We start from the raw sequence: 26,578 nt of genomic DNA on the forward strand, positions 1-26,578 counted from the left end.
AAGGCAATCCCAGTGCAGGTTACTTAGTTTTTTCGGAGAATAGTCAATTCGTCAAAATCCACATCAAGCAAATTGTCCTGATCCAGGCTAAAGCCGGTGATGTTCATCTCAGAGTCGAAATTGAAGGTCAGGAAACCATCCGGCACTCTAATGTCTTCCCAATCTATTTTAAAGGTGTCGTAATGCCAGTGGCTTAGTTTGCCTGTAAATAGTGGTGTTCGGGAAAAGGATAGCTCCAATTCTCCAGATTGAAGTTGATTGATGCTAATGTCACCGTACATGCGATCGTGATAGTGCCCTGCATAATCTTGGACTGATAAAGAAGGCCGAGTGTTGGGCTTAGGTTTTAGATTGGCTGCCTCTTCTCTCAAACGATCGAAACGATTGGCGCGAAACTCCAGACCTCTTTGGTAAAAATCGAAGGCGGGATCGTCCATGATCCATTCCATCAGTTTAGCCTTGATCAGGAAGGAGGCTGGTTCTTTGGAAACGTTGGTCAGGATGACCACTCCGAGATTCATATCCTCTATCATAAAGAGTTGGGCAGACATCCCATCGATACCTCCACTGTGCTCAATGATCTTATGGCCTTTATGCGGGGTCACCCACCAACCCAAGCCATAGGAAGAGAACTCGTTTCCGAATGGTTTTCCAGAGATCTGATATAAAAACTGGGGTTTGAAGATCTCCTCAAGGATATTTTCACCTACTAAACTGTCGTTTTGAAATACCCCGCGATTGAGTAATAAGCGCATATAATTGTTCATATCCTTGGCCGAGGAATAAATAAATCCTCCCGGTGCCAGGTTGTCGCCTTTCTCTTGTACGATGGCCACTTTTTTGAAGTCTTCATCCCAGATGTGGGGTTGTGCCAGGTTGTTATTTGCCTCCCTGTCTGCTGCAAGAGAAGTTGTTTGATCCATTTTAAGTGGGTCCAGTACTCTCGTTTGAAGGAATTTGTCCCAGGACATACCGCTTACTTCCTTCACGATCTCTGATGCCACAACAAACATCACATTCTGATAGGCTGGTTTTTCGCGGAATCCTGATTCCGGTTCCAGGTATTTTAGCCCTTTGATCAATTCTACTCGGTCCAGATCCGAATGATACCAGAGACTGCCTCCGCTTACTTCGGGTAGACCGCTTCTATGCGTCAATAAGTCCCTGATGGTCATATTGTTGGAGACGTATGGGTCATAAAGTTCAAAATAGGGGAGGTAGTCTACCACCCGATCATCCCAATCGATCTTGCCCTCTTCTACCAGCATTCCAAGGGTTAACACAGTAAATGATTTGGAGATGGACCCGATCCCAAAAGTGGTTTCCTTGCTCACAGCAGCTGACTTCCCAATTTCACGTTCACCGAATCCCTTGGCATAGATCACAGTATCGTTACGGACTATCCCAACAGAAAGACCCACCACTTCGAAGTCTTGCCGAACCTTTTCTAAAAAGTTGTCTAATGAGTCCAGGTGGATCTCCTGGGCTTGAAGTGGAGCTAGAAGAAATGAAAAGAGGAATGCAAAATAACTAATGGACTGTCTCATTGTTTGGCTGTTTTGTTCTAGGACGTAGAATATAGGAATTCGTTACTACAGATCAACGAATATGGAGAGCACAATTCGGTTATTCTTCTAACGTTCGGTAGCCAGTTTATCAGGATTGCTATATGAGTAGTGGCTCTGGGCAAATTTTTCCGGTTCCATCAGGAAATAAGAGTCATCGTATTCAAATACAAAGAGGTGATTGGTCTCATCAAAATAACCGGCAGACCAGGTGGCATCGCAGAGATACCATTTTCCGTTTAGTCTTACCCTGTTCCAGGAATGGTTGGCCATACCGATCGGTCTTTTTTTTAGTCCATCTGATCGGCCAAAGCCATTGACGATCTCGCTCTCTATTCCAGCTAATCTGCTCATGGCTTGTATCAAGAATGCGTAGCCCGTGCAGAGCGTCTCTTTCCGGTCTTTGAGGATTGAAAAGATCTCCTTTCGAACTTGAGAATTCCAAACCTCTAATCCAGCGCCATCCTCTTGCAAACGCTTCCGTTTTCTGATGTTCATTTGAGTCATGGCATAGTCCCCTTTAATATTGTGACACACCCAAAGGTAAATGGCCCGGAACCGCTCCACGTCCGTATTTAGGGTTGCCGTCAGATTTTGGACAAGTATGGGCAAATGGTCAAGCTCTTCGCCTTGGAACTGTCTGGCTCGGTTTTCAGCCGGCCTGAGATTGATATGATCAAAATCGGCCGGTTGAGCCAGAACTGGACTAGCCAGGACGAAGAGCAAAAGGAGATTAAATGACCTCATTCCTTACAGTCATTCATTCTTCATGCCATCTTCTCCCTTAGAGGATGAGGTCCTTAAAGCTCCCACGATAACAACCTCTATATCTTCCAGTATGGGTTCGATATGCGAAGTATCTCCTTTGATGACCACTTCCTTGTCGTAATAACCCAGGGAGGTGATCACCAAGATGTCATTTTGTTTGAGGGTCTGCGGGAAGGTAAAGAAGCCGTCATCATCTGAGGAGGCCCAGATTGAAGTTCCTTTTAAGATGATGGATGCCCCGGATACAGGACCATCCATACTCTGGATTCTTCCGCTTACTTCCCGGTCCGTATTTTGTGCCAACATCGGACTTACCATCAGACCAAATAAAAAGATCAGTGCAGTAAGAATTACTCGTTTTTCAAACGCCTTCTTTTTTGAGTTAATGTGTGTTTTCATAATAAAAATGGTTTTGATTCACTCAAACCTAGACCTAATGATCAAGTCATAAAAGGTAGAATGAGTCAAGTGGTCGATCCGTTGAGGGAAAAGCGAATCCGGTTCTTGGAGTCTATTTCAAATACTCGATACTCCGGATACTGATATTTTGCGCTTTGTTATCAAAGACAAAACTGGCTACCACAAATAGGCGACTCAGGTCTGCCGTTTCAAATTTGGATAAGGGAATGTCGTAGGTCTTCCACTCGGTACTGATAGAGATAGGCACCTTGGTTTCAGAACCATCGTCCGGATCAGTATCGTCCTTGATGGCCACTTGTATGGTCTCTCCTTCCACACTGCCTTTTACTTCCAACCTCAGCGTCTCGTAACCGGAGAAATCCTTGGTTAGTTTATCTTCAAGGACCTTGGAGGGATTCCTATAATAGACGGTAGCCCATGGTATTGGCGGTACATAAAGATCGATCTGGTTCAGTTGATTAACAATGGAAAAGGGAAAATCATTGTATGAGGCATATCCTATTTCGAAGAATTCAACATTGGCGGCACCATTGGTTATTACTTTGGAATAACCAATATCACTGCTTGGATCAAAAATAGCGTCCAGATTGTCTCTGCTTATATCGTCAAATTGCTTCAAATTTTGCTCTACCATTCTGACGATCTCCCGGCCATTGATCATCAGGTTGTCATAATACATGACCAGTTCCGGGCAGGAGGAATATGCATTGTTGAACAGATTAATGGCAGTAGGATGGAAGAGTATTTCCCGGAAACCATCCTGCAGGGTGTCCAACTGAGTTTGACCGTCTATGTAATTCGGGAAATTTAAATAGATCATATAATCAAACTCCTGATCGATGAAGTCGCCACCGGCTTCACGGATATTCTGATTATAGTCTTTTTCTTTGATCTCGATCTCTTCAACCAGGTTGTAATAGCGGTAGATGAGGTTTTCCAGATCCTGACCCTGAAGTTTACTAAGATAGCCCGAGTTCTTAATGGATTCGAAGCCACTGTCGTCCGTATTCAGGTAGCTGATGTCTGTTGAGGTAGTCAGGGTTTCGGAGGCAAATTTGATATCCCGAATGGTAAAATCCCTGATGAATCCCAGAAATCCGGTCATATGCGGTATCCGGCTACTGGCATCAATGCGTTTTTGTTTGAGATACTCGATCTTCTTGAGATCCGATTGAATATTATTGGAGATACTGGTCAAGTAACCTTGTAAAGCGGTTTCTTCAATCTTTCCCTGATTCCAATTGTTGATCTGCAGGGCAATCAGTATCCCAATGACTACCAGAATGATCTCCCCAATGGCATAGACCATGTATTTACGGAAGTGGTTGCTCATTAAAAGTTGTTGTCGAATTTTTCTAAAGAAACGGATCACCGAGACCAGATTTCTCTAAAAATAGGACAATTAATCTATTTTTTGATCATTGGGGACCCGGTTCCAGATATCCAGGTAGATCTTCCACTGATTGTCTATCTTTTTCCAGATGACGACGTATTTGCCCTGCCAGGAGATTTCTTTTCCCCCCGCGTTGATGGTTTTGCCTTTGTAATATTCATAGTCATAAGCCTGTTCTCCGGTAATGTTGATCTCTTTTGGCATGAACTGATGGTAAGAAATTCGACTGCCGTTGGTGGGAGTCCAATATTTGACAATGGCATCGCGCCCCTCGATGATCTCCCGGTTGGAAGGGAAGATCTTGGCGTCGGCGGTATAGGCTTGGCCAATGGTCTCGTAATCTGAGGCCATTACGGCCGCAGAAAATTCCTTGATGTTCTTTAGGATCTTGATCAATTCGCCTTGATCTCCTTTTAGATCCTGAGTATTGCCTAAAAAAGGAATCATGAAAACGAATAAAATTAGTACAACTTTGGACATAGGCCTTAATTTTAAGGGATTGACATCCAAAGTAAGGGTTATTCCACTTTCGTACCTTCTCGACCAGCGACGTCCAATCTTATCACCTTGTCATCTTCAAAGACAAATTCATAATAGGTTCCGGACGCCTGGTTAAAGAAGGTATTCTCTTTTTCTGGCAACAGAAAGATGGGTTCGTCACCACCAAATTCCCCGGTAATTTCCAGGCCATTGTCCTTTACCCGGATTATAGCCTCACCCCATTCTGGAAACTGATATTTGCCCTCGTAAGTGAGTTGTTGCTCTTCCGATATCTCATTGACCACTCGTTTGCGGGCTTCGACATCAGGAAGGCCGTATTCTCGTGCAACACTAAGCATGATCTCCTGGATGATACTTCCGTTATCAGAATTAACCATAACTACTATGGCAATTGGTTCCTTTTTCCAAGCTGTGAGCTGTGCCCGGAAGCCCTCGTCGGCTCCACCGTGACTGAATGTATATTCGTTTGCTGCTGGCCCAAGCCCATAATCGTTCATGCCAGGGACAACCATTTCATTGACCGTTGCGGTTTTGAGTAATCCGTCTTCTTGAGTTTGCAGGATCTGCTGCATCTCTCCGGCCCACTGGATCAATTGAGATGGTGTAGTCCATAAACCTGCGGCAGCCATTTCCGGATAGATAGGCCATTTACCCTCAACTTCGTCACCATTTGATCGGTATCCGGTAGCGGCGATGCCGTGGTATTTTTCCGGTAATGGATTTTCATAGGTGCTTTTTTCCATGCCTAGGGGGTCAAGTACATTAGTCTGCATGATCTCCGGATATTTCTGGCCTTCTATATCCGTAATCATCAGTTGCATGATGGTATAACCTCCCCCGGAATACATCCAGCTTTCGCCCGGTTCTTTGTAGACGCGTACTGAATCTGTATTTCCTAATCCGTCCAATACTTCCGCTGCACTTGGGATAGTATCACCCTTGTCATAACCAGGAAAGCCCCAAACTGTGAGCCCGGCCGTATGGTTCAGTATTCTTCGGGTAGTTACTTTTTCGTTGACCGTGAATTCGTTTTCCGGCAATTTCCAACTGCTCAGATATTCATTCACATCGGTATCCAGGCTGATTGTTCCTGCTTCGGCCAATTGATGGGCTCTGGTGGCAGCCACAGGTTTACTAATAGAACCCGCCAGGAACATGGTCTGGGAATTTACCGCCCGGTTGGACGCAATGTCTGCCATTCCATAACCTTTTGCCCATTGCAATTCGCCGTTCTTCATCACGGCTATACTCACTCCGGGAATACCCAACTCTTTTAGCCGGTCCTCAATGTTGTAACGAAGCAGGCTGTCTTCACCGATCTGAAGAAAAGGCTGTAGCCCGTTCTCGACCCGGGAAATAAGTTCTTCCACTTCTTTCGAGCTGGAATCCTCTTCCTTGGGAGAGGTACATTGGGTAAATACAAAGAGAGTTGCGATCAGGGAGAGGTATGAAATTCGCATGGCTGGTCATTTATTTAAGTTACATTCAATTAACGAAGAAAGGATAAGATTATTGACCTTTCTTCCTTTTTCATCCAATAAACGATCTCCGATGATCATCGTACTATCCTTAATTTGGCTGACATAACTTTGCTTTCAGAACCAAAGTTGGCAATAAGGACGATACGAAATTCAGAATGTTTCTGTCAGAGCTATATACTTATTCCCACTTCTTAAAGTCCACCTTTGCCATGGCTTTGGTCGCACTATCAAAATACATAACGTGGTCTTTTCTGAGTTTGACCTCAACAGCCCAGCCCGGAGAGGCCTTGATGGTATTGATAATTTCTCCTTTCTTTTGAATTCGAATGCTGAATTCGTTCTTTCCAACATTCTCCACGATGGCGATACTGTCTTCTCCCAGATGAGGATTGATTGCTCCATCCTGTCCTGGTCCTTTCCCGGCAATACACATACTATCGCCTGTGTCTAGTGCGATGGTGTCTTGAGCTGTCATTACCGCAGATGCGGCAAATAAGAAGATGGCGGTAAGAAATAGTCTTTTCATAATTCGATAATTAAAGGTTCTTTTTCAATAGCTATAAGAAAGTTAGTCATAAGTCTTTCGTGAAATGATAAAGTCACGTTAAATCAGTGATTTAGCCAAAACAGGTGTTAAGATTATTAAAAAGTCGCTTATTTTGTTTAATGTTTTATTATTTTCGCTCAACAAAACCAATAATCATGAAACCAATACGCATTTTATTAGTTGCCATAGCCTTTATCGCGCTGGCCTCCTTTACTCCGAATGCCCAGGAATTTCAAGGTCAGGCGTTCTACTTTTCTAAGTCGACCATGGAACTCGGAAACTGGGGTGCTCGTTTAAGCGAAGCCCAGAAAAAAGAAGTATACGCTCGTCTTAAGAACCGACTAGAGAAGACCTTTATACTGAACTTCAACAAGGAGGAGTCCATGTTCTATGAAGAGGACCAGGTTGATGCTATCTCTGGTGCGACCGACTCTTGGGGAAATAACTTCTCACGTGGAGACCAGTATAAGAATGTAAAAGACAACCAATTGATCCAAAGCCAAGAATTCTATGGTAAGAAATTTTTGGTCAAAGACAATTTGGCGAAGATCGAATGGAAGATGGGAGGAGAGTCCAAGCAGATTGGACAGTATACCTGTTTTAAAGCGACAGCTATGGTGCCAACCAGCGAACTGACCTGGTACGATTTCTCTTGGGGTGATCTGCAAAGACCCTCTGCTTCGGAGTCCGCTGGTGGAGCCGATGGAGAAGATATTGGCGAGCCTGAAATTCCAATGACGGCTGTTGAAGCCTGGTATACGCTTCAAATACCTGTAGGTCACGGTCCAGCTGAATATTGGGGCCTACCTGGATTGATCATGGAGGTCAGTGCAGGAAATACGACCATGTTGTGCTCCAAGATCGTACTAAACCCAGATGAGCCCATCGAGATCCAGGCACCGGACAAGGGTAAAGAGATCACCAAGGCCGACTACCAGGCAACCATTCGTACCAAAATGCAAGAGATGCGGGATAACCGCGGAAGACGACGAAACTAATTCAATCTTAAGGTCAACAGGAGTTCTTCCCTGCACCGATTCGCGCTCATGAAAAAACTTTGCCTAATCGCGATACTGTTTATCGCTGCAACTACCTATGGTCAAATTAAAATGACCGGAGTGGTTCGCGATAGTCTGAACACTCCCTTGGAACTGGCTAATGTGGTTGTCATTAACAGCGCCACCAATGCCTTGGAAAGCTACGGCGTTACCGACCAGCAAGGTCGATACAACCTGGAGCTTCAACCCAATACAAGCTACAATTTGCAGGTCAGCTATGTAGGACTCAAAACCTTCGAAGAAACCTTTACCAGTCCGGAGGCGGACTTAAATCGTGATTTCAGTTTACAGGCAGATAATGCGCTAGATGAGGTGCAGATCGTCTATGAAATGCCGGTCGTGGTTAGAGGGGATACGGTGGTCTATAATGCCGATTCTTTCAACACCGGAACAGAACGTAAGCTGGAAGATGTATTAGAGAATCTTCCGGGGGTAGAGATCAATGAAGATGGGCAGGTTGAGGTAGAAGGAAAGGTGGTGAATAAACTGATGGTGAACGGGAAGGATTTCTTTGACGGAGATACCAAGCTGGCCACAAAAAACATTCCCTCCAATGCGGTGGATAAAGTACAAGTCCTGAGGAACTATTCTGAAGTTGGTCAATTGAGTGGGGTAAGGAATAATCAGGATAATGTTGCACTCAACATCAAACTCAGGGAAGGAAAGGAGAACTTTTGGTTCGGTAATGTGACCGCTGGTGCGGGAGCATCACCAGACAATGAACTCTATTTGCTCCAACCCAAACTCTTCTACTATAGTCCGAAATACAGCATTAATTTCATTGGTGATCTCAACAACACCGGTGAGGTAGCTCTAACCCGACGGGACCTGCGCGGCTTTGGCGGCGGGTTCCGTTCTCCAAGCCGTACCAGTGGTACAGATCTGAATCTGGGAGATAACAGCTTGAACTTTTTGACCAACCAAAACAATGCCTTGGAGATCGAAAGTAAATTGGCAGCTTCCAACTTCAGCTGGGCTCCAAACCCCGGTCTGGACCTCAGTGGATTTGCCATTTTCAATAGCAGCAGGACTTTGTCCAGAGAAAGCAGTTTTATTCGTTACACGGATCCGGAATTAGGAATTCCGGATGAGGCCATCGATCAGCGAAGTAGGGAAAGATCCGATCAGGGCCTTGCCAAGCTCAGTTTGAAGTATCAGCCCAATTTTAGCAACCAGTTGGATTATGACATCCTGGGTCGTTTGTCCCGGGACAGCCAGGATCAGTTCCTGACTTCTTCCGTAGTAGGAGGGACCGTCCAGACCGACGAGATCACTCCTTTCAGCATCAACCAGAATCTGAATTACTATTACACTCTGGACGAAAACAACATCTTTGCCTTTGAAGCTGTGCATCTGTTTAAGGATGAAGATCCCTTTTACAATGCGATTTTGGGGAACGATCCGGACGGTGATGATCCCTACGACACAACTGCTGAGGCCCTTGGCCTGGATCAGACACTGGACACTTACAACATTGCTCAGGACAGACGCATCAAATCCAATCAGCTGGATGCCAAGTTGGATTACTACCTGGTGTTGAATAAGCGGTCTAATTTGAATTTTACCCTAGGAACGATCCTGAGTAAGCAGGAATTCAATTCCAATATTTTTCAATTCTTGGACGATGGACTAGTATTTGAACCTACCCCGACCATCAATGACGGGAAGGCCACCAACGATACCGAATATAATTTCAGTGATGTTTATTTAGGGGTCCACTATCGGGTGAAGACCGGGAAATTCACATTTACTCCTGGTTTCTCTGTCCACTCCTATGGAAACAAGAACAGCCAGTTTGGCGAAACCTTTAAGGATAATTTCTTTCGAATTCTCCCGGATATAGAAACCCGAATTCAATTTAAGAAGAGTGAGGCCCTGACCATTCGTTACGATATGCGCAACCAGTTTACCGATGTTACCCGACTGGCCCAAGGCTTAGTGCTAAACCGATACGATAACATCCAGTTTGGTGAACCAGAGTTACAGAATGCCTTGACGCACAATATCAGCTTACTGTACAGTAGTTTTAACTTGTTCAATTACACCAATGTGTTTGCTCGGGCAGGGTATACCAAAAATGTGGACCAGATCCGACAATTGACGGATTTCGAAAGTGTGATCCGCACCAGTACCTTCTTCAACTCCAATTTCGCCGACGAAACAGCCAGTCTTTTTGGTCGGATTCAGAAGACCTTTGGTAAGGTACAAGCCAGTTTGAACGTTGGACTGAATTACAGTAAGATCAATCAGTTCATTCAAGGGAACAGATCGATCAATGAAGGCTTTACTCAAACCTATACCCCAAGAATTCGGACTAACTTCAAGGTAGCGCCCAATGTAACTTTTAGTTATCGCTACAGTGTGACTGAAAATAATCAGGGAGGTGGAAAGACCACATTCCGTACCAATGCTCCTTCCATCGATTTTGATGCCTATATCTGGAAGAAGGTCACTCTACGTTCCAGGTACACTTACACAGACCAGGATCTCGGAAATGGCAATTCCCAATCTTTCCAGAATTGGGATGCCTCTTTGTCCTATCGGAAGGACCGTGATTCCAAGTGGGAGTTCGAGATCAAGGCAACTAATATCCTAAACATAGATGCCCAAGTCAGGAACAGTGCCAACAACTTCTCGGTCTTTGTTTCAGAGACCTTTATTCAGCCCAGATTTATTACTGGACGGGTAGTGTTTACGCTGTAAAATTAAGGATTCCAAGCAGATTTAATCTGCTCGGGCCTGGGCTTACCGCCTAATACCTGCGATCACTTTAGGGAAGAATTAACGACCTTGGGGTTTGTGAACTGATTTATCCCACTTCATTTAATGGATGATTTTGTCAGCAAGAAATGTATAGTATGAGAACGCTGGACTAGAGATGTTTTGGTCGGGCGAATTCTAACTGTTTAATTGCGCTATTCTTGTAATAGCTGTATAGGCCTGAAACGCCGGCAGTTCCCAGAGCCTGGTGGTCAATGCTCCCGTCTTCCAACACGGACCCGTCCGGCAGCTCCAGCTTGATGATACGCCCAATAAGCAATATGGTCTTGTTGAATTCAATGAGATGCTCCTCTTGCAAGGCCATAGCCATTTTAAGTCTGCATTCCTGGACGAATGGGGCCGAAAATTGATCCCAATACTGCGGGTTGAATGCACACCGATCAAATTCGGACTCCTCCCGGTCATAGGACGCCGAGGTATGATGTGCTGACTCAATGATACCGGTATGAACAAGATTGAGAGTGAAAACCCCAGTTTCCTTAATGTTCTGGTAGGTGTGACGTTCTACGGTATGTGGTCGCATAATAAACCCAAGGCATGGAGGGTTGGCACCTATATGCACCACAGAATTGAAAATAGCCAGGTTGGTTTTACCCTGTTCGTTGCATGTTCCAATTAAAAATGGACTTCTTATCCCGGAGGCAGTGTTGATCAGATTGATCCTAAAATATTTCTCTAATTCGAGGAAGTCTTGCTCGTTGTACAATGGCATGTTACAAAGTTACCGCATTCTGCGTTCTCTTTAAACACGTCAACCTTTTAGTAATTGGGCCGTGGCCAAATATTTTCGGCATATCTGGGATGGTTTCCTACAACCGAGGACTGGCATTTTTCACAGTAAAAGCCCGCTTCGTGGCCTGCTGTACGACCACTCCATTCGCGGTACTTTACAAATTCGGGGAATTGAAATCTCCTTAGGATCTCAGTTTGGTCCAGGTAGCACTTGAAATAGATACTCTGATTTGATCCGCTATTCCACCAATCGCCGGTTTGAAGGATGTCGATCTTATCTTCCCGCACTGCCTTTTCCAATTCCTGTAAATGTTCACAACTGATCATAGGGATAGCCTCTTCTCAAATTTATATCAAAAAAATCCATGCGTCAAAATAATTAAATTCGTTATTTAGAATTTGTCTAAATAATTTTTTTAAGAACGTCAGCATCCATACTTTTGCGCCTCAGATGCAAATTTCTAATTACAAGCATAACGGATTTAAGGTAACACGAATTCTCTTATTGGCCCTGCTGTTTATCGGGATAGGATCGGCTCTAGAACTCTATCTGCTGGACCATTACGAAGATGTTCAGCAGCTAATACCCTTACTTGCTATTGGAGTGTCGTTAATAGCGATGGCTGTTCTGATTGCGAGACGGACTCGATTTACCGAGGGCTTGTTCAGGTCCATCATGGTGTTGACCGCCTTAAGTGGGGCCTATGGGGTGTTTTTGCACTTACAAGCTAATTTTGAGTTCGAACAAGAGATGAAGCCTGGTGCAGAACCCTGGGATCTGTTCGTAGAAAGCTTGTCTGGCGCTCTTCCTGCGCTTGCACCGGCAAGTTTGATCGCATTTGCACTGATTGGATACGCTTACTATTTACTTTTAATACATCAACAATGAAGAACATGTCAAGACTGCTATTGAGTGCCGCATTAATGAGCCTGATATTGGTGGCCTGTAAAGGAAATCAGGAACAGGAGAAAACGGCCGATGCAGAAACGGAACAATCAGAGACCAAAACGATCGAGGTCACCAAAGAAGAGATCAAAGCCAAGGAAGCCCCCACCGTTTTGAATGCCAACCTGGCTACCGAGGACCAGTTAAACGGAATTGGCCTGTCGGCCGAGATGATCGGTCAGATCATGGAAAACAGACCTTTTTTGACCATGAACGACCTGGATGCCATGGTTCCAGCAGATATGGATAAGGAGGCTTTATATGCAACTATTTTTGTCCCCTTCAATCTGAATACAACCCCTAAGGACGATTTTAAGATGATTCCTGGAGTAGGTGATAAAATGGCCCATGAGTTTGATGAGTATCGACCATACATCAGTATTAAGCAGTTTCGAAAGGAGATCGGGAAATATGTTGACGAGGCAGAGGTTGCTCGCTATGAGAACTACGTTTTTGTTCCCGTAGAATTGAACTCAGCTACCGAAGAGGATATCAAAGCCCTGCCAGGTGTAGGAGGTCGAATGGCCCACGAGTTCGAGGAGTATCGGCCTTACACCAGTATGGAGCAGTTCCGGAAGGAGATCGGTAAATATGTAGACGACAAAGAACTTTCCAGATTGGAGCGTTTTGTTTACTTGAATCAGTAACTCAACAACGATCAAAAGAAACTGACCCGGACATTGTCCGGGTTTTTTTGTGGTTGAGAGGAACAATGGGTCCAATGTCAAGGGAAGAAATGTTAAAACCTCTGTTTCATAGGGTTTCGCAATCGTTTTCGTTTCATTTTTAGTGAGTTATCATGACATTGGTCAGCATAAAAAATGAAGCGGCTTACTAGCTTGCACCTGTGATCGATCAAAAGATTTACAAATTGGAAGCGACAGTTTCCAAAGATTCAATTTTGTTAAACTTTAATCCTATCCATTATGAGTTTTGATCTAACCCAATACGGAATCGATGTAAAAGAGATACTGAGGAACTCCAGCCGACCAGTTTTATATGAGATCGGTCTGAGATACGAAAAGGGAACGGCAATTTCCGATACCGGGGCCTTACTCGTGTATTCCGGAGAAAAGACAGGGCGTAGCCCAAAAGATAAACGTATAGTCCGTCACCCGGATTCCGAGAACAATATCGATTGGGGTGACATCAATATCGAATTGGATGAACATACCTTTAAGGTGAATCACGAGCGGGCTATGGACTATCTGAACACCCGCGAGCGTCTGTTCGTAGTTGATGCCTTTGCCGGATGGGATCCCAGATATAGACTAAAAGTCCGCATCGTGTGTACACGGGCCTATCACGCCTTGTTCATGCAGAATATGTTGATCATGCCGACGGCAGAAGAACTGGCCAACTTTGGTGAGCCGGACTTCGTGGTATTCAATGCCGGTGGTTTCCCAGCCAACCGATTTACCTCTAAGATGACCTCTAAGACCAGTATCGATGTAAACCTGGAAGAGAACCAAATGATTATCTTGGGAACGGAGTATGCAGGAGAGATGAAAAAAGGAGTATTCTCTGTGATGAATTACCTGATGCCACTGGAAGATGTACTTCCTATGCACTGTTCTGCCAATGTGAACGAAGCCGGTGATGTGTCCATACTTTTTGGTCTGTCCGGAACCGGTAAGACTACTTTGAGTGCCGATCCTAAGCGCAAGCTGATCGGAGACGATGAGCACTGCTGGACCGATACAGGTGTGTTCAATATTGAAGGTGGTTGTTATGCGAAGGCCATTGACCTTTCTGAGGAAAGCGAGCCAGAGATCTACAACGCCATCCGCTACGGAACTGTATTGGAAAATGTGATGTACGATCCCGATACCCGGGAGGTAGATTACAGCGATACTACTATCACCCAGAATACGAGGGCGTCTTACCCAATAGATTTCATAGACAATATACATATCCCTGCAGTAGCCGGCCATGCTAATCATGTGATCTTCCTGACCTGTGACGCCTTTGGTGTGCTGCCACCGGTGAGCAAATTGACTCCGGAACAGGCATCTTACCACTTCATTTCTGGTTATACAGCCAAGGTAGCCGGTACCGAAATGGGAGTAACTGAGCCTCAGGCCACGTTCTCTGCTTGTTTTGGTGCAGCCTTTATGATGTGGCATCCTAACCGCTATGCCGAATTGTTGGCCGAGAAGATCAAGAAGCACAATGCCACAGCCTGGTTGGTGAATACCGGTTGGACCGGAGGTGGGCACGGAGTAGGTTCCCGTATCAAACTAAAGTACACACGGGCCATGATCGATGCCATCCACAATGGAGACTTTGACAATTTAGAGACCGTTACTGATCCTAACTTTGGATTCGAAGTGCCAACTAGTTGTCCGGGAGTACCATCTGAGGTGCTGATCCCAAAAGACACTTGGGAAGACAAAGAAGGATACGAACAGACCAAGGAGAATCTGGTCGCCCTGTTCAACGAGAACTTCAAGGCCTTTGCCGACGGAGTGAACAGGGAGATCGTTGAGGCTAGTCCTAAGAGTAAAACAGAGGCAGCTGCCGCTGTTTAGTACACTCAAGCAATGATGAGAAACCCCGATACACTGGTGTCGGGGTTTTTATTTTAGAACATGGTTCATTTCATTTGAATAGGGTATTCGAATTTTGCATCAAAAGAAAATTCACCCTGCTTTGACCTCGGTGGAGTACTAACTGGAAGCTGCCCTTTCCAATCGGTCGTTGACGGAACGTCCCAATTCAGAATCCGGAAGTCGAATGGCCAGGATGAGGTCCAGATCCATTCCGTCCAGTTTATGAAGGGCCTTGTAGAGGTTACTGGCAGCCTCTGTCAAGTTACCACCAGGGGATAGTATTTCAACATGGGCAAAATTGCCCTCAGGTATATCCCCAGTGAAGCCTAGCAAGCCGACCCGCTGATTTTGCTCCTCTTTAAAGTCATCAATACTATTCAGAAGAAGGGTTTTCGTCCGTGGTGCGTAGTGTTTCGCTAGCATACCGGGTGCATCCGGGGCAGCTTCTTTTTTGTTGCGGACTTCAATATCACCGACGACCTTTTCGATATCCTCTTTGGAAATCGAGCCCAATCGGTAGATCACCGGCTGGTCTCCTTCAAACCCCACTATGGTCGATTCGATCCCGGCCTTGCAATTCCCTCCCTCTAGTATCATGGAAATGGAATCTCCAAAATAGGCCTCTACATGTGCCGAACTGGTCGGGCTGATCCGGTTGAATGGGTTAGCACTTGGAGCTGCCAAAGGGAAAGGCAATTTGCTAAGCAAATCCAAGGTTACCGGGTGATTGGGAATCCGAACGGCAACGGTGCCCTTAGCTGCTGTGATGAGGTCCGGCACCTCCGGCCTTTTCGGTAGGATCAAGGTCAATGGACCGGGCCAAAATGATGCCGCCAGTTGTTTTGCCACAGGCGGAATGTGGGTGGTGATCTCGATGAGTTGATCCGGACTATGCAGATGAACGATCAGGGGGTTGAATAGGGGACGTTGTTTAACAGAATAGATCTTTCGAATGGCCTTTTCACTAAAAATATTCCCTGCCAGGCCATAAACCGTTTCTGTGGGTATGGCCACCACATCCTGGTTTTGGAGAATTTCGATGGCTTTATCTATGTCTGAGGAAACTATGCTCATGGAAGAATTTGACCCCGAGGTATCACAACATTTTAGGGGTCAAAGTTAAGCCAAATTGCAGTGAACTCGAAGTCAAACGGTATTGATGGGCTTGACCGTGAACAAGGGAAGTCTGGGTCCAACTTAGTTCAGGCTAATGCTGTTTCTACTGATTAAATTTGGAAAGACGTCGATAAAGCTGCTTGTATCACGATCGAAAAAATATGCACCAATTTCAACCTCATCAACAAGCCAACCGGAAATCTTTGAATTGAGCTCAATCATTTTCTCCGCTAAATGATCAAAAAGAAATGGTGCTTTTTCAAACCAATTCTTTGAAAGCTCTTTTCTCATGTCCATACCCTCGTAGAAGCGATCAATTCCTTTGGTATTGATATACTTCTGGTCATTCAGTGCATCTTGAACAATTCTATTCTCCTTGGAGAGTACAAAATAGATTTCTCTGATGCCTTCCACCTCTATCAGTGCGTTGATCTCTTCCATGACCGCCGATTCCAGCACAATTGAATTGCCAAGCGAAGTAACAAAGTAATTCTTGCCCTGAAATCCTTCGTTGATCGGGGTTTCAAGATGATCTGTTGGGCAGATAAAAAAGAGTCGCTTCGGCATAAAAAACTGGCTGGACAAATTCGGCGGTTTTAAGTACGATTAACCTCCAAAAGGATTAAAGGCTTTTTAGGTCCACCACTTCAAAATTGCGCACATCAAAGTAGTCGTCCAGGCCATAGTCGGTGTTTATGATTACACCGCCCAATAGCGTTACTCGATCTACCGGGAATTCATCTTTGCAAGTCTTTAGGTACTCGTGGATTTTTTTATCGATGATTTCGTAGGTTGCTTCTGTGATTGCCTTTTCCTGATTGTCGCTTTGTAAGATATCTTCTCTGAACGGCAAAAGGCTTTCTTCTAGTTTCATTTGTTGGTAATCGTCCTCGTTTAAGATGGGTTGATAATCGTCCTCTTTCAGCCGACTTAAAGCCAACATCAAAGCTCCACATGAATTTCCTGTTTCTTCTTGTCTGGGGCGGTACATTTTACCCAAATCACCGTCAAGTGTAATCCCGATATGGGGGCCATAGAAAATAAAGGCACTTCCATTATCAGGGATATGGTGGGCAAAAGCCGTCATGCCAGTTTGACCAACAAATGGGATCCCGCCAAGGCCGCCCATGATAAATGGACCAAATAGTACGTTGAAAAACGTAGTGGAAGGAACATTGATGTCATCAGAGCAAACAGAAGTAGCCATCAGGACTTTGGAGATGTCAATTTTGTGCTCTAACTGCATTTTTCCTAAGTAATGGATGGAGGTGTCCTTAGCATCCATCGAATTGGGGTATGCCTGTTTTACTATTTCATCGAATTTTCTCTGTAACATGATTGTTTGTTTTTTTGAATGAATAGGTTTTTAATGCATCACTAATTATAGCGCATAAGCCCGTTGTATAGGCCAATCGTCAGAATAGCCATCTTGCCAAGAACCATCGGAGAGTTCTGCTTCGGTAGCGAGACAACTATTCAGGTCTGATCTCATTTGATCTTCAGCCATATTTTGACCAATGAAGACGATCTCATTCTTGCGGTCTCCAAAAGTCCTATCCCAGCCTGCCTCAATGGATTCCTGATTTTCTACAAAACCTAGATACTGTATCCGTTGTTCGAACGGCATGCTGCTCCACCATACGCCGGCACTATCTGCTTTTAGGGAGCCTCCAGCCTGACCCCAGACCAGTGCTTGATCCGGCCTAGAAGCCAACCAGAATAATCCCTTGCTCCTGATGATATTGGGGGGAATCTATGCTGTATATAGGCTCTAAAACGCACGGGGTTAAATGGCTTTTTACTGCGATATACAAAAGAAGAGATGCCATATTCCTCCGTTTCTGGCGTGTGTTCTTCTTTATTGAGTTCTTCAATCCATCCTGCGCTTTGTTCTGCTTCTTCGAAATTGAATAGGCCAGTATTCAGAATTTCTTTAGGATCGACCTTACTATAGGATGATTCAATGATCCGAGCCGAAGGATTCAGTTTTTTAATAGCTGCTCGGAGTACACCGACATGATCTTCGCTGACAAGGTCAGTTTTGTTGAGGATGATGACATTAGCGAACTCGATCTGATCAGTCAGTAGGTTAACGATGGTCCTGTAATCCCCTTCCATATCGGTCAGTTCTCGATCCAGTAGGGTTTCAGGGCTTCCGAAATCTTTAAAGAAATTGAAGGCATCTACTACCGTAACCATGGTGTCAACGTAGCTGAACTGTGAAAGGTCTATTCCGTTCTCTTCATCTACAAAGGAGAAAGTTTGAGCGACCGGTATAGGTTCGCTTATTCCTGTACTTTCTATCAAAAGATAGTCGAAACGATTTTCCTTAGCCAGTCGCTCAACTTCAATCATGAGGTCTTCACGTAGGGTACAGCAAATGCAACCGTTGCTCATCTCTACCAGTTTTTCCTCGGTTCGGGATAAGGTGTTCTCATTTTTGACCAGTTCGGCATCTACATTGACCTCACTCATGTCATTAACGATCACGGCCACCTTCAGGCCTTCTTTATTGTGCAGAACGTGGTTGAGCAGGGTTGTTTTGCCGGCTCCTAAAAATCCGCTTAAAACTGTTACAGGAAGTTTATCGTTCATATTTTAGTACTGTTAATTACGCAGGAAGCGCTAAGTTAACCAAATCCTTTGTTATTGCAACTTAGTTGCATTAAGTTTACGACATGGCAATAATCAGGAAAACTAAATCGGTTGCTACGCTACTCGAGGTATTTGCTCAAGCAGATCAAGCCCTATCCAGCGTTGATCTGGTTAATAGAATGCGCGGTATCATGAACAAGACCACTGTTTACCGCATCTTGGATCGTTTAGAAGATGAAGGGGTTTTGCATTCTTTCCAGGGAGTAGATGGCCTGAAGTGGTTTGCCAAATGTGATGATTGCTCTCCGTCCAGTCATAGCGATGTACACCCTCATTTTCAATGTCAGGACTGTGGCAAGACCACTTGTTTGGACATCCAACTTACTGTACCTGATCTGCCCAATTTGAAGGTTGAACACTCCCAATTGTTGCTAATTGGTCAATGTGAAGATTGTCTCCGTTAGTAGGTATCGAACCCTACCGATTTAACCAAGACTTAAAATCAGAGGTACGTGCCCTGCTTACGATAAACTGCTCATCCGTGTTCATGCTGAGGGTCACCTTGGAGCGGTGATTAAAATAGGGGTCAATTTTGTAAATGGCTGCTTTGGCCAAAATCTGTCCCCGATTGATCTTAAAGAAATGAGCGGGGTCCAGGGTAGCGGACAATTGATCGAGGGTCTCTTCGATCAGATAGCGTTTTTGTCGGGTCACACCATAGGTCAAGCTGTCTTTGGAGAAAAAGTATTGGAAATCTTGAACCGGAAGTTGAACCTGACTTTTCCCGTCCCGGACCAACATGCCGTTTCGGTATTCCTCGCGCTGCATCTGTGCCAACAAGGATTTGAGCAGGTCAGATTGAGGAATAAAGAGAGAGTGATTTTTTTGATATTTGGCCAAGGCCGTGTTGAGGTCTTTTTGCCGGACGGGCTTTAACAGGTAATCTATACTGTTCACCTTAAATGCCTGCAAGGTATATTGGTCAAATGCGGTGGTGAAGATGATCGGTGTCTGAACGTCCACCTTCTCAAAGATCTCAAAGCTCAAACCATCGGCCAGTTGTATATCCATAAAGACCAGGTCCACAGCTATTCCTTTGCGGAACCAGTTTACAGCCTCCTCTACACTGTCAATGACCTGTAGCAGGTTGAAGTCGTAACCTGAAGCATCGAGTAAACTACGAAGTTGGCGCACCGCCCTAGGCTCGTCCTCAATGATCAGTAGTTGCATAGGATGTGTTTTCTAATTGTCGCTCCAACAAAGGTAGTTCAACACAAAATTGGTGGTCATTCTGTTGGATGCTAAGCTTACGGTCAGTGATCAGGGCATAGCGTTTCTCAATATTCTTCAGTCCCAACTGGGTGGAGGCTACCTGGGTAGAACGCGGCTGGTAATTGTTGCATACCTTTAGAGCGTCATTATCAGTACTGATATGTATGCTCAAGGGTTTGGCTTTGGAGATCACATTGTGCTTTAAGGCATTCTCCAAAAGCAATTGCAGACTCATTGGGATCACATAGGACCTTAATGCTTCTTCCCGCACATCCCATTGCAACTTCAGGTTGGACTCAAAACGCTCCTGCTGAATGTGCAGGTAGGCCTTCGCAAAAGTGATCTCGTCGGCCAGTTGAATGGTATTGGTGCTTCCGGATTCCAGGATGTAACGATAGACCTCGGCCAGGGTGTCCACAAATTTCTTGGCGTCTTCCTTGGGATCCTGATCAATAATGTCCCTGAGGGTATTCAGGCTGTTGAATAAAAAATGTGGCTGGGCCTGGTTGCGGAGAGTATCCAGTTGTGCCCGAACAGCAATTTGCTTGGCTTGTTCCTCTTCCCTGATGGCATTCTTTAGTTTGATGAAGAGGTAAATGCCCTCGTAGATGGCTATGGTCATGGTACTCACTATGATCACCGGGATGACCACCTTATACCGATTTCCCCAGCCGTAATTGATCCCAAAGACATCTTCTATGAATAGACCTCCCAGTAGATCAACCAAATTGACCGTAAGGACTATACAGAGAAAGACATAGAGGTTGCGTTTCAGATTGTCTTTTAAGGAAGGGTAACGCTTCCGGAGATAGATTAGGATCTTCCTGATGGTTAGCCAATCTACTGTAGCAAAGAATAGGGACATGCTCCAGTAGCGAATGGCATCGGAAAAGGGATAACGTCCAAAGGAATTATTGAAGATCAAGTCCGTAATAAAGCTCAAGATCAGAATCCCGATCACACTAAACCACAGGTCGTCAAAGCCCAGGTAACGGATTCTTGCTTCTTTAGCTTTACTCATTGGTTCTTACAGTTTCAAAAATGGGAGGGCCTGTGACGCCTGGTAGAAGGTATATCCTATCCAGCTGGCATACAAGAGGCCAAAGATCACAGTTCCTCCGAGGTGTGACGTCTTAAATTGTCCATTCTTGGGCGTTAGCAACCATGCAAATAACGGAATGATTTGAATGCCGTGCAATCCAAAGAAGTGCGCCACCCTTAGATCTCCGGCTGTGGTACTCCAATTGAGCAAGGGAAGCCCTTCACCTCCGTCTACCACGCCAACTGCATGAGCCATTTGCCCGATCATCTGCCCACCGACCCAGCTTCCGGCAATGACCACCGCCCATCCTATGATAATCCCCCATTGGACAGGTCTGGACACCTTCATTTTAAGACGGATGGCATCAAAGAGAAACAAGACCATGATCAATACATTGATGGCGATCAATAAGCCCATCATGGCAAACATGATCCCGTCAAAGGCCGAGCTCTGATTGTAGTGCGATTGTACCCCTCTTGCGCCTTGGAAGAATATGATCAGGATCTCCAGTAGTAGGGTCCAGGCAACTACATTGTTGATGATCTTCCGTTTTGTATTGGAATAGGGGTAGAGGGTGGTCAGATAACCTACTGTAAAAATGTAGATCCCTCCCGAAATACAGAATTTCAAGGGTTTGATCCAAACATTGATACCCATGAGTGTGCGGTCGTCCACCACTAAACCGACCATGCAGATAATGGCTAACAGGAGGTGGATCAGTACCACATAATACAAGGCGGGGCTGCTTTGTTTTTCTTGCTGAGCAAGGGATTTAAGACGATTCATTTGTTCGAGATTTGATTGATTGAATGATGCTAAAAAGTAGGAAGCCTACCGGACCCATCATAAAGGTGGTGGCCAGGCAGGGTGCCATTAAAATGGGATGTATCTTGAGTTCACGATTCTTGGTGACCATCCACATTCCGATCAGCAGATCGAAAGCCAGGTAGTGGATCCAACCGGCCAGCAAGGCGTCCTTGATGGTAAATAACTCCATAACTGCCGCCAGGCTGCCAAAATCCAACCCGCTGCCACCTTGTATGGCCAAGCTCAGGTAAATGGCATAGAGCACAGATAGGATTAATGGGATGATCTTGTAGCGGATCAGAAACTGGGTAAATTTCCAGTATGGAGCAATGACCAGTAGTAACCACATGGGGAGTACTAGGGTGCCGGCCAGTGAAAAGACAGTTTCGTGATTGGAGAACATATTGAGTGTTTTATGGTTACGTTTATACAAACCTATAAAACCAAATTTGTACACATCCTCTGTTTCCGTTGAACCGTCGTAAAACACCATTCAAACATCTTTATTTGAACTTGGCCCTGGCTTTCGTATCTTCTGGATCGCTAACTAACCAAACTACCAATGATAGGAATACCGCTGAGGATACTGTTACTGCTTGTGTCCTATATCATCGTCAGAATTACCCGTGCAAAACTCTTTAAAAAGCTCAATCAGTTAATGATGGCGGAATCGGAGAAGGCTGCGGCAATGAAAGTAGAGGAGGAGCGTGTTCCGGAAAAACCGCTAATAGCTCCCCTGAAGATCAGGGAGATGGATGCCAGTACAGAACTCAGTGAGGCCAAGTCTATCAGGGAGGAGGCCGTGGCACAGGCCGAACGGGAATTCAACCGAACTATTTTTGATAGACCTGGGAATACTCGCAGTATATACTTTGATTCCAATGATCGGTCGTTTCTTTTCTATTCCGATGATAGACACCGACATGTACTCCTTTTGTGGGTGTAGTATTTTTTTGGACCCTGATGCGATTCATTGGCCACGGAAGCCAGTTTAAAGCCTACCGCACGGGAATATTTGGATTTCTTGGCCCTGTGCAAAGGGTGATCTTCATTCCGTTTCAAACCCTTTGGTACCAGTCCCTCTTCTTTTTCTTGATGTTCATTGGCTTGACCAGGGCCTTTTGGAGCTTTATGATCGGTGATGTGCTATGAAAATACCTGGAAGATCGGGCTGAGTACCCTGGTGGATGAAGCCTCCGTGATCATGATGGACCTGCGCGGTTTTAGCGAAAAGAATAAGGGATGCGAGTACGAGATCGACTTTATTTTGGACCATAAGGCGCTGCAAAATATACTGTTTGTGTGTAAACCAGAGGCCCAGCAATTGGTCAAACGTACCATTATGGAGCGCTGGGAAATGCTATCTGAAAATTCACCTAATCTGGAAGATCAAAGTCCGGAGGCTACCCTGTTTATATCTAAGGAAGAGAACGCCAAGGAGCTTCAACACATCATGGATCTACTCAAAAAGGGAGCGACAAATTAAAGGCTAGGTGATGGTTTTTACCATTTGAACCAATGATTTCCCCATCTAGGTGATCAATAAGATCAGATCCCCGATCAACAGGGCTTTCAATATAAAGTCCACTTTCCCTAATTTCTTGTTGTAGCGCACCAGCATAAAGATAGAGAACATACAAAGTATCGGAAGTATAAGGCCTGAAGCCAGTCGCAAAGAATGAAAGGACTTTCTAGCTGAAGGGTCAGATCGGTACCAGTTCACTTCCTTGAATACAGGAGAGATAGCATACTCAATGTTGTCTTGTTCTTCCACCTGAGCAGCAAAATCTTCCGAAACCTGGAATATGTCCTCGGGGGTTACCACCTTATACGAATAGTGGTAATTCCCGCCGGCATTATAGTATCGCTGAATCTCTTTTTGTACCTCGACTATGTCAGCGCTCTTTAGATTTCCTGGGACGATAAAATCTGCCAGGATAAATAAGGCAAGTATTACAAATGCCTTGTTGATGTATTGGTGCGTATTTTGCTTTTTGTTATCCACTCTATTGAAATCTCTGCTCCAGCGAATTTAAATTTTAATTTTGAGCTGAGACTTGCGATGGTGATGTTTTAGCGAACCTATTGTTTTGTGCCCTATAATTCAGGGTTACGAGTATGTCCGATGCACGATCTGATGTATCTCTCTTTACCTTTAAGATGAAATTAGAGGCCACTAACTCATTTCTGTTCAGTACCGATACATCCTGTTCTCTATCCCTGTTGGAGAACTTCAGTTTCAGTTGGTTCTCTTCTGTTAATCTGAAAGTGAGACTCATATCCAGTTCTTCGCTGGTATATGTGCCAACCAAGTCTTGCAGATCGGCTGGGGATGCCTGCTTCGGAATGTGTCTTTTGTAGACTAAAGTTTTCCCTGATGAATAGAACCGAACCAATTTATCGGCAAAGAACCGGATCTTGATCTCCGAATTGTAGTCCACAGAATAGATGTTGTTCTCCTCGGAAATTATTTCATACGGTGAATTGTTCGCACTTCTCCAAAGGAGTTTTCCTTCTTCCTCCTCAATCCTGATAAGGAAGCCATCTGGGGAAATATATTGCCCGACGTTTTCCGTTGTGTTGGAATTTGTACTGAGAAGTTCATCGTAATTCGATTTTTCATCCGTTTCGGGGAGTAATACCGCCGAAATTTCGTCGGCTATGGTACCGCTCCAGATGCGACCATTGTTGCTGACCACAAAGACCGAAAGATTTTCATCCGGGAAACGGTTGGTGTGGGAATGATAGCCAAAGGTGGAACCGGAATGATATTGTGCTTTCCTTCCCAGGCGACCATCCAGTTCCAGACCAAATCCGTAAGTCGTGATCTCGCTGTTGGGGATAGATTTCTGGCTTTCGATGAGCAAGGTGTTGTTGTCTTTAACCGCATTCTGGACTGCTTGTTCAAATATCAGTTGATCAGGAAGTGTAGTAAAGAGGAATCCGTCTCCATTGAATTTGGTTACGGCCGGGGTAGAAAGCCAGAGGCCATCTCCCCAATCGGAATAGGAATCTGCCCGGTTGGGGATCACCCCCATATATCGCCTGATAAAAGAGGTATGATTCATGCCCAATTCTTTAAAGAACCTTTCAGAGTAATCATTAAAACGCTCTCCGCTTACTTCTTCGATGATCTCGGCCAAGATGGTATAGCCCGAATTGCTGTAGGAATATCGGCTACCTGGTTTAAAAACCAGCTCTTGTTGTTTGGCTAATAGTTCGATCACATCGTCATTGTCCATCCCGATCTGCCGCCAGTAGGCGTCGTTCATCATTTCCAATATGAATACATAATCCCTGATTCCACTGCTGTGATTCATCACATGTCTGATCTTAATTTCCTCCTTGACATTCGGGTAGAGCGACGGTAAATAGTCTCGTATATCATCTTCCAGGCTCAACTTCCCTTGTTGGGACAAATCCAATATCATGAGGGCCGTGAATTGTTTAGCGGTGGAGGCAATGTTGGACCGAGTGTCTTGATCAAATTTGATCTTGTGCTCTAGGTTAGCCAGTCCACGATATTGCTCATAGACTATCTGCCCGTCCTTGACTATTCCAACTCCCAAACCAGGAGACTCATCGTCCGTGTATTGGTTCAAAATCTGGTCAATGGCGTCGGTGTCGAATTTCTGCTCGGTTTGACCGAAGAGATTAGCGACTAAAAACAGAAGCAAGGTTAAAAGGAAATTTTGCATAACTGGGATATTAGATTTTGAGCTAAACTAGGGTTGTTTCTTGCTCCCAACGCTTCAAATTACCATTTGAACCCAATATTAAAGCTCATTTTGGGAAATATATTGCTTTGGTGTAATGCCCGTGTACTTTTTAAAAGCCCGGTTAAAGGTGGTCTTGGAATTGAAACCACAATCCAAGGCTAATCCCAGAAAGGTGCTTCTATGATGTTGACCCTTTTTCAGTTGGTCGATCACGGCTTCCGCTCGCTTTTGATTGACATAATCATTGAAGTTCAATTTAAATTCCTGGTTGATGGCTTTGGACACCACATTCCGATTGGTATTCAGTTTATCTGCCACATCGGTTAAGGTTAGATTCGGGTTTCTGAACACCTCCTCCTGATCAAACAATGCAGTGATCCGATCCTTCCACTGGTCTAAGGCTACTTCCTCAATTGAACTAGTAATGGGTTCAGAAATACTTCTGCTATCTGAGGTGCTGAATTTGACCCCGGGTTTGAACTTGGGATTCAATGCAGATTTGAGCGTGCTGGAATATCCGGCAATCGAGATGTACATCAGCAATATCGAGAAGCAGAGGTAATACCAGTATTTGCTGCCAAACTGCCCCCATTCCGGATTGAGGATAAAGAAAAGCACCCTTAAGATCAAGATCAGACCAAAGGCAATGGCAAAGTGTTTGATCCATTTATGGGCAATTTCATCGGCAAAACTCACCTGCGCTAAGGACAATTTCCGATAATCGGAGTAATACTTTAGGCTTAGGTATAGATAAAAAAGCATGGAGATAAGTCCCGCCATCTGATACCAGAATGCCAGGTCCTTATCTCTTTGGTCCGCATAGAAATAATATTCGTCCAGGATCAGCTTGTCGACAACAAATACGATCAGCGTATAGATCAGATAAGCTATGGCCGGTACAAAATGCAACAGGTCCTTTCGGCTGAACTTAAAGTCGCTGTTTAGTCGTGTCTTGGTGTGGAAAAAGAACACCGGCCCAATCAGAAACAACTGCTGAAAGGGAAAAAAGAACATGAATGCCCGATAACCGGGTTCGCCATACCAATCTGCATAACCGAGCATAAATGGACAGATGTACAAGCCGCCCAAGAAGATGAAAGACGCCAACCAGAAACAGTCCTTCTTATTCTGTTCCAATCCCTTTTTCAACAATAGTGCGGAGAATACCACTGCATGGAAAAAAAAGATCAGCAGAATTGAGCTCTTGTCGTTATACGAAAAATAGATTAGGTCCTCCAAGAGCCTAAAGTTTAGGATTATTGAATTGGGTCAGAACTCCATTT

27 protein-coding genes and 1 pseudogene are annotated in these 26,578 nt (G+C 44.8%); 8 read left to right on the top strand and 20 right to left on the bottom strand.

Annotated features, from left to right (window positions below; all coding sequences use genetic code 11):
* Positions 1-23 precede the first annotated feature (23 nt).
* The 7 genes from BST85_RS12955 to BST85_RS12985 form a co-directional block, all read right to left on the bottom strand.
* Entirely contained in the window at positions 24-1,547 is a 1,524-nt protein-coding gene (locus BST85_RS12955) for a serine hydrolase (protein ID WP_104813644.1), read from the bottom strand.
* Positions 1,548-1,634: 87 nt separating this feature from the next.
* On the bottom strand, positions 1,635-2,312 hold the full coding sequence (locus BST85_RS12960) for a transglutaminase domain-containing protein (protein ID WP_104813645.1): 678 nt from the start codon (positions 2,310-2,312) through the stop codon (positions 1,635-1,637).
* Between the two features lie 9 nt (positions 2,313-2,321).
* Positions 2,322-2,732, bottom strand: a complete 411-nt coding sequence (locus BST85_RS12965) for a carboxypeptidase-like regulatory domain-containing protein (RefSeq protein WP_104813646.1) — start codon at positions 2,730-2,732, stop codon at positions 2,322-2,324.
* Positions 2,733-2,844: 112 nt separating this feature from the next.
* The gene (locus BST85_RS12970) at positions 2,845-4,086 is read right to left on the bottom strand and encodes a DUF6090 family protein (RefSeq protein ID WP_146090725.1); all 1,242 of its coding nucleotides are present in this window, start codon (positions 4,084-4,086) and stop codon (positions 2,845-2,847) included.
* Between the two features lie 69 nt (positions 4,087-4,155).
* Positions 4,156-4,626, bottom strand: a complete 471-nt coding sequence (locus tag BST85_RS12975; protein ID WP_104813648.1) for a YybH family protein — start codon at positions 4,624-4,626, stop codon at positions 4,156-4,158.
* A 38-nt stretch (positions 4,627-4,664) separates the two neighbouring features.
* Positions 4,665-6,107: a serine hydrolase domain-containing protein gene (locus BST85_RS12980; RefSeq protein WP_104813649.1), complete on the bottom strand. Its 1,443-nt coding sequence runs from the start codon at positions 6,105-6,107 to the stop codon at positions 4,665-4,667.
* A 199-nt stretch (positions 6,108-6,306) separates the two neighbouring features.
* Positions 6,307-6,654, bottom strand: coding sequence for a hypothetical protein (locus BST85_RS12985; RefSeq protein WP_104813650.1), 348 nt, complete (start codon positions 6,652-6,654; stop codon positions 6,307-6,309).
* A gap of 176 nt (positions 6,655-6,830) precedes the next feature.
* Here BST85_RS12985 and BST85_RS12990 point away from each other — a divergent pair, with 176 nt between their 5' ends.
* Entirely contained in the window at positions 6,831-7,673 is an 843-nt protein-coding gene (locus BST85_RS12990; RefSeq protein WP_104813651.1) for a GLPGLI family protein, read from the top strand.
* 48 nt (positions 7,674-7,721) lie between these two features.
* A complete protein-coding gene (locus BST85_RS12995) occupies positions 7,722-10,436 on the top strand; it encodes a TonB-dependent receptor (protein WP_104813652.1) in 2,715 nt (904 codons plus the stop codon).
* A gap of 169 nt (positions 10,437-10,605) precedes the next feature.
* Here BST85_RS12995 and BST85_RS13000 read toward each other — a convergent pair whose 3' ends face one another.
* Together BST85_RS13000 and BST85_RS13005 are read right to left on the bottom strand one after the other, a co-directional pair.
* Positions 10,606-11,226, bottom strand: a complete 621-nt coding sequence (locus BST85_RS13000) for a flavin reductase family protein (RefSeq protein WP_104813653.1) — start codon at positions 11,224-11,226, stop codon at positions 10,606-10,608.
* Positions 11,227-11,273: 47 nt separating this feature from the next.
* Positions 11,274-11,573: a hypothetical protein gene (locus BST85_RS13005; RefSeq protein ID WP_104813654.1), complete on the bottom strand. Its 300-nt coding sequence runs from the start codon at positions 11,571-11,573 to the stop codon at positions 11,274-11,276.
* 124 nt (positions 11,574-11,697) lie between these two features.
* Here BST85_RS13005 and BST85_RS13010 point away from each other — a divergent pair, with 124 nt between their 5' ends.
* The 3 genes from BST85_RS13010 (at position 11,698) to pckA (ending at position 14,723) form a co-directional block, all read left to right on the top strand.
* Positions 11,698-12,135, top strand: a complete 438-nt coding sequence (locus BST85_RS13010) for a hypothetical protein (RefSeq protein ID WP_104813655.1) — start codon at positions 11,698-11,700, stop codon at positions 12,133-12,135.
* Positions 12,132-12,839 carry a helix-hairpin-helix domain-containing protein gene (locus tag BST85_RS13015; RefSeq protein ID WP_104813656.1) on the top strand — a complete coding sequence of 236 codons (708 nt, stop codon included), beginning with the start codon at positions 12,132-12,134 and terminating at the stop codon, positions 12,837-12,839. Before BST85_RS13010 ends, BST85_RS13015 begins: the two co-directional genes overlap by 4 nt.
* 279 nt (positions 12,840-13,118) lie before the next feature.
* On the top strand, positions 13,119-14,723 hold the full coding sequence (gene pckA, locus BST85_RS13020) for a phosphoenolpyruvate carboxykinase (ATP) (RefSeq protein WP_181040023.1): 1,605 nt from the start codon (positions 13,119-13,121) through the stop codon (positions 14,721-14,723).
* Positions 14,724-14,861: 138 nt separating this feature from the next.
* On the opposite strand, the gene BST85_RS13025 is transcribed toward pckA, so the two are convergent.
* The 4 genes and pseudogenes from BST85_RS13025 to BST85_RS13040 form a co-directional block, all read right to left on the bottom strand.
* A complete protein-coding gene (locus tag BST85_RS13025; protein WP_104813658.1) occupies positions 14,862-15,818 on the bottom strand; it encodes an L-threonylcarbamoyladenylate synthase in 957 nt (318 codons plus the stop codon).
* Positions 15,819-15,941: 123 nt separating this feature from the next.
* Positions 15,942-16,427, bottom strand: coding sequence for a hypothetical protein (locus BST85_RS13030; protein ID WP_104813659.1), 486 nt, complete (start codon positions 16,425-16,427; stop codon positions 15,942-15,944).
* A gap of 55 nt (positions 16,428-16,482) precedes the next feature.
* Positions 16,483-17,196, bottom strand: coding sequence for a hypothetical protein (locus BST85_RS13035; protein WP_104813660.1), 714 nt, complete (start codon positions 17,194-17,196; stop codon positions 16,483-16,485).
* A 45-nt stretch (positions 17,197-17,241) separates the two neighbouring features.
* Positions 17,242-18,455 (bottom strand): annotated as a pseudogene (locus BST85_RS13040) (GTP-binding protein).
* 83 nt (positions 18,456-18,538) lie between these two features.
* Between BST85_RS13040 and BST85_RS13045 the strand changes: the two are divergent.
* Positions 18,539-18,919: a Fur family transcriptional regulator gene (locus tag BST85_RS13045; RefSeq protein WP_104813661.1), complete on the top strand. Its 381-nt coding sequence runs from the start codon at positions 18,539-18,541 to the stop codon at positions 18,917-18,919.
* Positions 18,920-18,932: 13 nt separating this feature from the next.
* Here the strand turns inward: BST85_RS13045 and BST85_RS13050 are convergent, their stop codons facing one another.
* From BST85_RS13050 to BST85_RS13065, 4 genes are read right to left on the bottom strand one after another with little or no spacing between them, the layout of a single operon-like run.
* The gene (locus BST85_RS13050) at positions 18,933-19,685 is read right to left on the bottom strand and encodes a LytR/AlgR family response regulator transcription factor (protein WP_104813662.1); all 753 of its coding nucleotides are present in this window, start codon (positions 19,683-19,685) and stop codon (positions 18,933-18,935) included.
* Positions 19,666-20,748, bottom strand: a complete 1,083-nt coding sequence (locus tag BST85_RS13055) for a sensor histidine kinase (protein ID WP_104813663.1) — start codon at positions 20,746-20,748, stop codon at positions 19,666-19,668. Before BST85_RS13055 ends, BST85_RS13050 begins: the two co-directional genes overlap by 20 nt.
* 6 nt (positions 20,749-20,754) lie before the next feature.
* Positions 20,755-21,555: a hypothetical protein gene (locus BST85_RS13060; protein WP_104813664.1), complete on the bottom strand. Its 801-nt coding sequence runs from the start codon at positions 21,553-21,555 to the stop codon at positions 20,755-20,757.
* Complete coding sequence (locus tag BST85_RS13065; RefSeq protein WP_181040024.1) at positions 21,542-21,979, bottom strand: ABA4-like family protein; 438 nt, start codon at positions 21,977-21,979, stop codon at positions 21,542-21,544. The genes BST85_RS13060 and BST85_RS13065 overlap by 14 nt, the downstream gene beginning before the upstream one ends.
* A gap of 159 nt (positions 21,980-22,138) precedes the next feature.
* Here BST85_RS13065 and BST85_RS13070 point away from each other — a divergent pair, with 159 nt between their 5' ends.
* Both BST85_RS13070 and BST85_RS13080 read left to right on the top strand, forming a co-directional pair.
* On the top strand, positions 22,139-22,522 hold the full coding sequence (locus tag BST85_RS13070; protein ID WP_104813666.1) for a hypothetical protein: 384 nt from the start codon (positions 22,139-22,141) through the stop codon (positions 22,520-22,522).
* Positions 22,523-22,717: 195 nt separating this feature from the next.
* Positions 22,718-23,062, top strand: coding sequence for a hypothetical protein (locus tag BST85_RS13080; protein ID WP_104813668.1), 345 nt, complete (start codon positions 22,718-22,720; stop codon positions 23,060-23,062).
* Between the two features lie 45 nt (positions 23,063-23,107).
* Here the strand turns inward: BST85_RS13080 and BST85_RS13085 are convergent, their stop codons facing one another.
* The 3 genes from BST85_RS13085 to BST85_RS13095 all read right to left on the bottom strand — a co-directional run bounded on the left by BST85_RS13085 (position 23,108) and on the right by BST85_RS13095 (position 26,534).
* Complete coding sequence (locus BST85_RS13085; protein ID WP_104813669.1) at positions 23,108-23,581, bottom strand: hypothetical protein; 474 nt, start codon at positions 23,579-23,581, stop codon at positions 23,108-23,110.
* 34 nt (positions 23,582-23,615) lie between these two features.
* Entirely contained in the window at positions 23,616-25,274 is a 1,659-nt protein-coding gene (locus BST85_RS13090) for a serine hydrolase domain-containing protein (RefSeq protein WP_104813670.1), read from the bottom strand.
* A 78-nt stretch (positions 25,275-25,352) separates the two neighbouring features.
* Positions 25,353-26,534 carry a helix-turn-helix domain-containing protein gene (locus tag BST85_RS13095; RefSeq protein ID WP_219842125.1) on the bottom strand — a complete coding sequence of 394 codons (1,182 nt, stop codon included), beginning with the start codon at positions 26,532-26,534 and terminating at the stop codon, positions 25,353-25,355.
* Positions 26,535-26,578: the final 44 nt, after the last annotated feature.

It is taken from the genome of Aureitalea marina, from assembly GCF_002943755.1.
Taxonomy (GTDB): domain Bacteria; phylum Bacteroidota; class Bacteroidia; order Flavobacteriales; family Flavobacteriaceae; genus Aureitalea; species Aureitalea marina.

Coding starts and splice junctions, on each gene's coding strand:
- BST85_RS13030 (WP_104813659.1), bottom strand. CDS start 16,427: ATGCCGAAGCGACTCTTTTTTATCTGCCCAACAGATCATCTTGAAACC.
- BST85_RS13055 (WP_104813663.1), bottom strand. CDS start 20,748: ATGAGTAAAGCTAAAGAAGCAAGAATCCGTTACCTGGGCTTTGACGAC.
- BST85_RS12995 (WP_104813652.1), top strand. CDS start 7,722: ATGAAAAAACTTTGCCTAATCGCGATACTGTTTATCGCTGCAACTACC.
- BST85_RS12975 (WP_104813648.1), bottom strand. CDS start 4,626: ATGTCCAAAGTTGTACTAATTTTATTCGTTTTCATGATTCCTTTTTTA.
- BST85_RS12985 (WP_104813650.1), bottom strand. CDS start 6,654: ATGAAAAGACTATTTCTTACCGCCATCTTCTTATTTGCCGCATCTGCG.
- BST85_RS13065 (WP_181040024.1), bottom strand. CDS start 21,979: ATGTTCTCCAATCACGAAACTGTCTTTTCACTGGCCGGCACCCTAGTA.
- BST85_RS13060 (WP_104813664.1), bottom strand. CDS start 21,555: ATGAATCGTCTTAAATCCCTTGCTCAGCAAGAAAAACAAAGCAGCCCC.
- BST85_RS12990 (WP_104813651.1), top strand. CDS start 6,831: ATGAAACCAATACGCATTTTATTAGTTGCCATAGCCTTTATCGCGCTG.
- BST85_RS12960 (WP_104813645.1), bottom strand. CDS start 2,312: ATGAGGTCATTTAATCTCCTTTTGCTCTTCGTCCTGGCTAGTCCAGTT.
- BST85_RS13090 (WP_104813670.1), bottom strand. CDS start 25,274: ATGCAAAATTTCCTTTTAACCTTGCTTCTGTTTTTAGTCGCTAATCTC.
- BST85_RS13035 (WP_104813660.1), bottom strand. CDS start 17,196: ATGTTACAGAGAAAATTCGATGAAATAGTAAAACAGGCATACCCCAAT.
- BST85_RS13045 (WP_104813661.1), top strand. CDS start 18,539: ATGGCAATAATCAGGAAAACTAAATCGGTTGCTACGCTACTCGAGGTA.
- BST85_RS13005 (WP_104813654.1), bottom strand. CDS start 11,573: ATGATCAGTTGTGAACATTTACAGGAATTGGAAAAGGCAGTGCGGGAA.
- pckA (WP_181040023.1), top strand. CDS start 13,119: ATGAGTTTTGATCTAACCCAATACGGAATCGATGTAAAAGAGATACTG.
- BST85_RS13000 (WP_104813653.1), bottom strand. CDS start 11,226: ATGCCATTGTACAACGAGCAAGACTTCCTCGAATTAGAGAAATATTTT.
- BST85_RS13050 (WP_104813662.1), bottom strand. CDS start 19,685: ATGCAACTACTGATCATTGAGGACGAGCCTAGGGCGGTGCGCCAACTT.
- BST85_RS12980 (WP_104813649.1), bottom strand. CDS start 6,107: ATGCGAATTTCATACCTCTCCCTGATCGCAACTCTCTTTGTATTTACC.
- BST85_RS12955 (WP_104813644.1), bottom strand. CDS start 1,547: ATGAGACAGTCCATTAGTTATTTTGCATTCCTCTTTTCATTTCTTCTA.
- BST85_RS13015 (WP_104813656.1), top strand. CDS start 12,132: ATGAAGAACATGTCAAGACTGCTATTGAGTGCCGCATTAATGAGCCTG.
- BST85_RS13025 (WP_104813658.1), bottom strand. CDS start 15,818: ATGAGCATAGTTTCCTCAGACATAGATAAAGCCATCGAAATTCTCCAA.
- BST85_RS13010 (WP_104813655.1), top strand. CDS start 11,698: ATGCAAATTTCTAATTACAAGCATAACGGATTTAAGGTAACACGAATT.
- BST85_RS13080 (WP_104813668.1), top strand. CDS start 22,718: ATGTGCTATGAAAATACCTGGAAGATCGGGCTGAGTACCCTGGTGGAT.
- BST85_RS12970 (WP_146090725.1), bottom strand. CDS start 4,086: ATGAGCAACCACTTCCGTAAATACATGGTCTATGCCATTGGGGAGATC.
- BST85_RS13070 (WP_104813666.1), top strand. CDS start 22,139: ATGATAGGAATACCGCTGAGGATACTGTTACTGCTTGTGTCCTATATC.
- BST85_RS12965 (WP_104813646.1), bottom strand. CDS start 2,732: ATGAAAACACACATTAACTCAAAAAAGAAGGCGTTTGAAAAACGAGTA.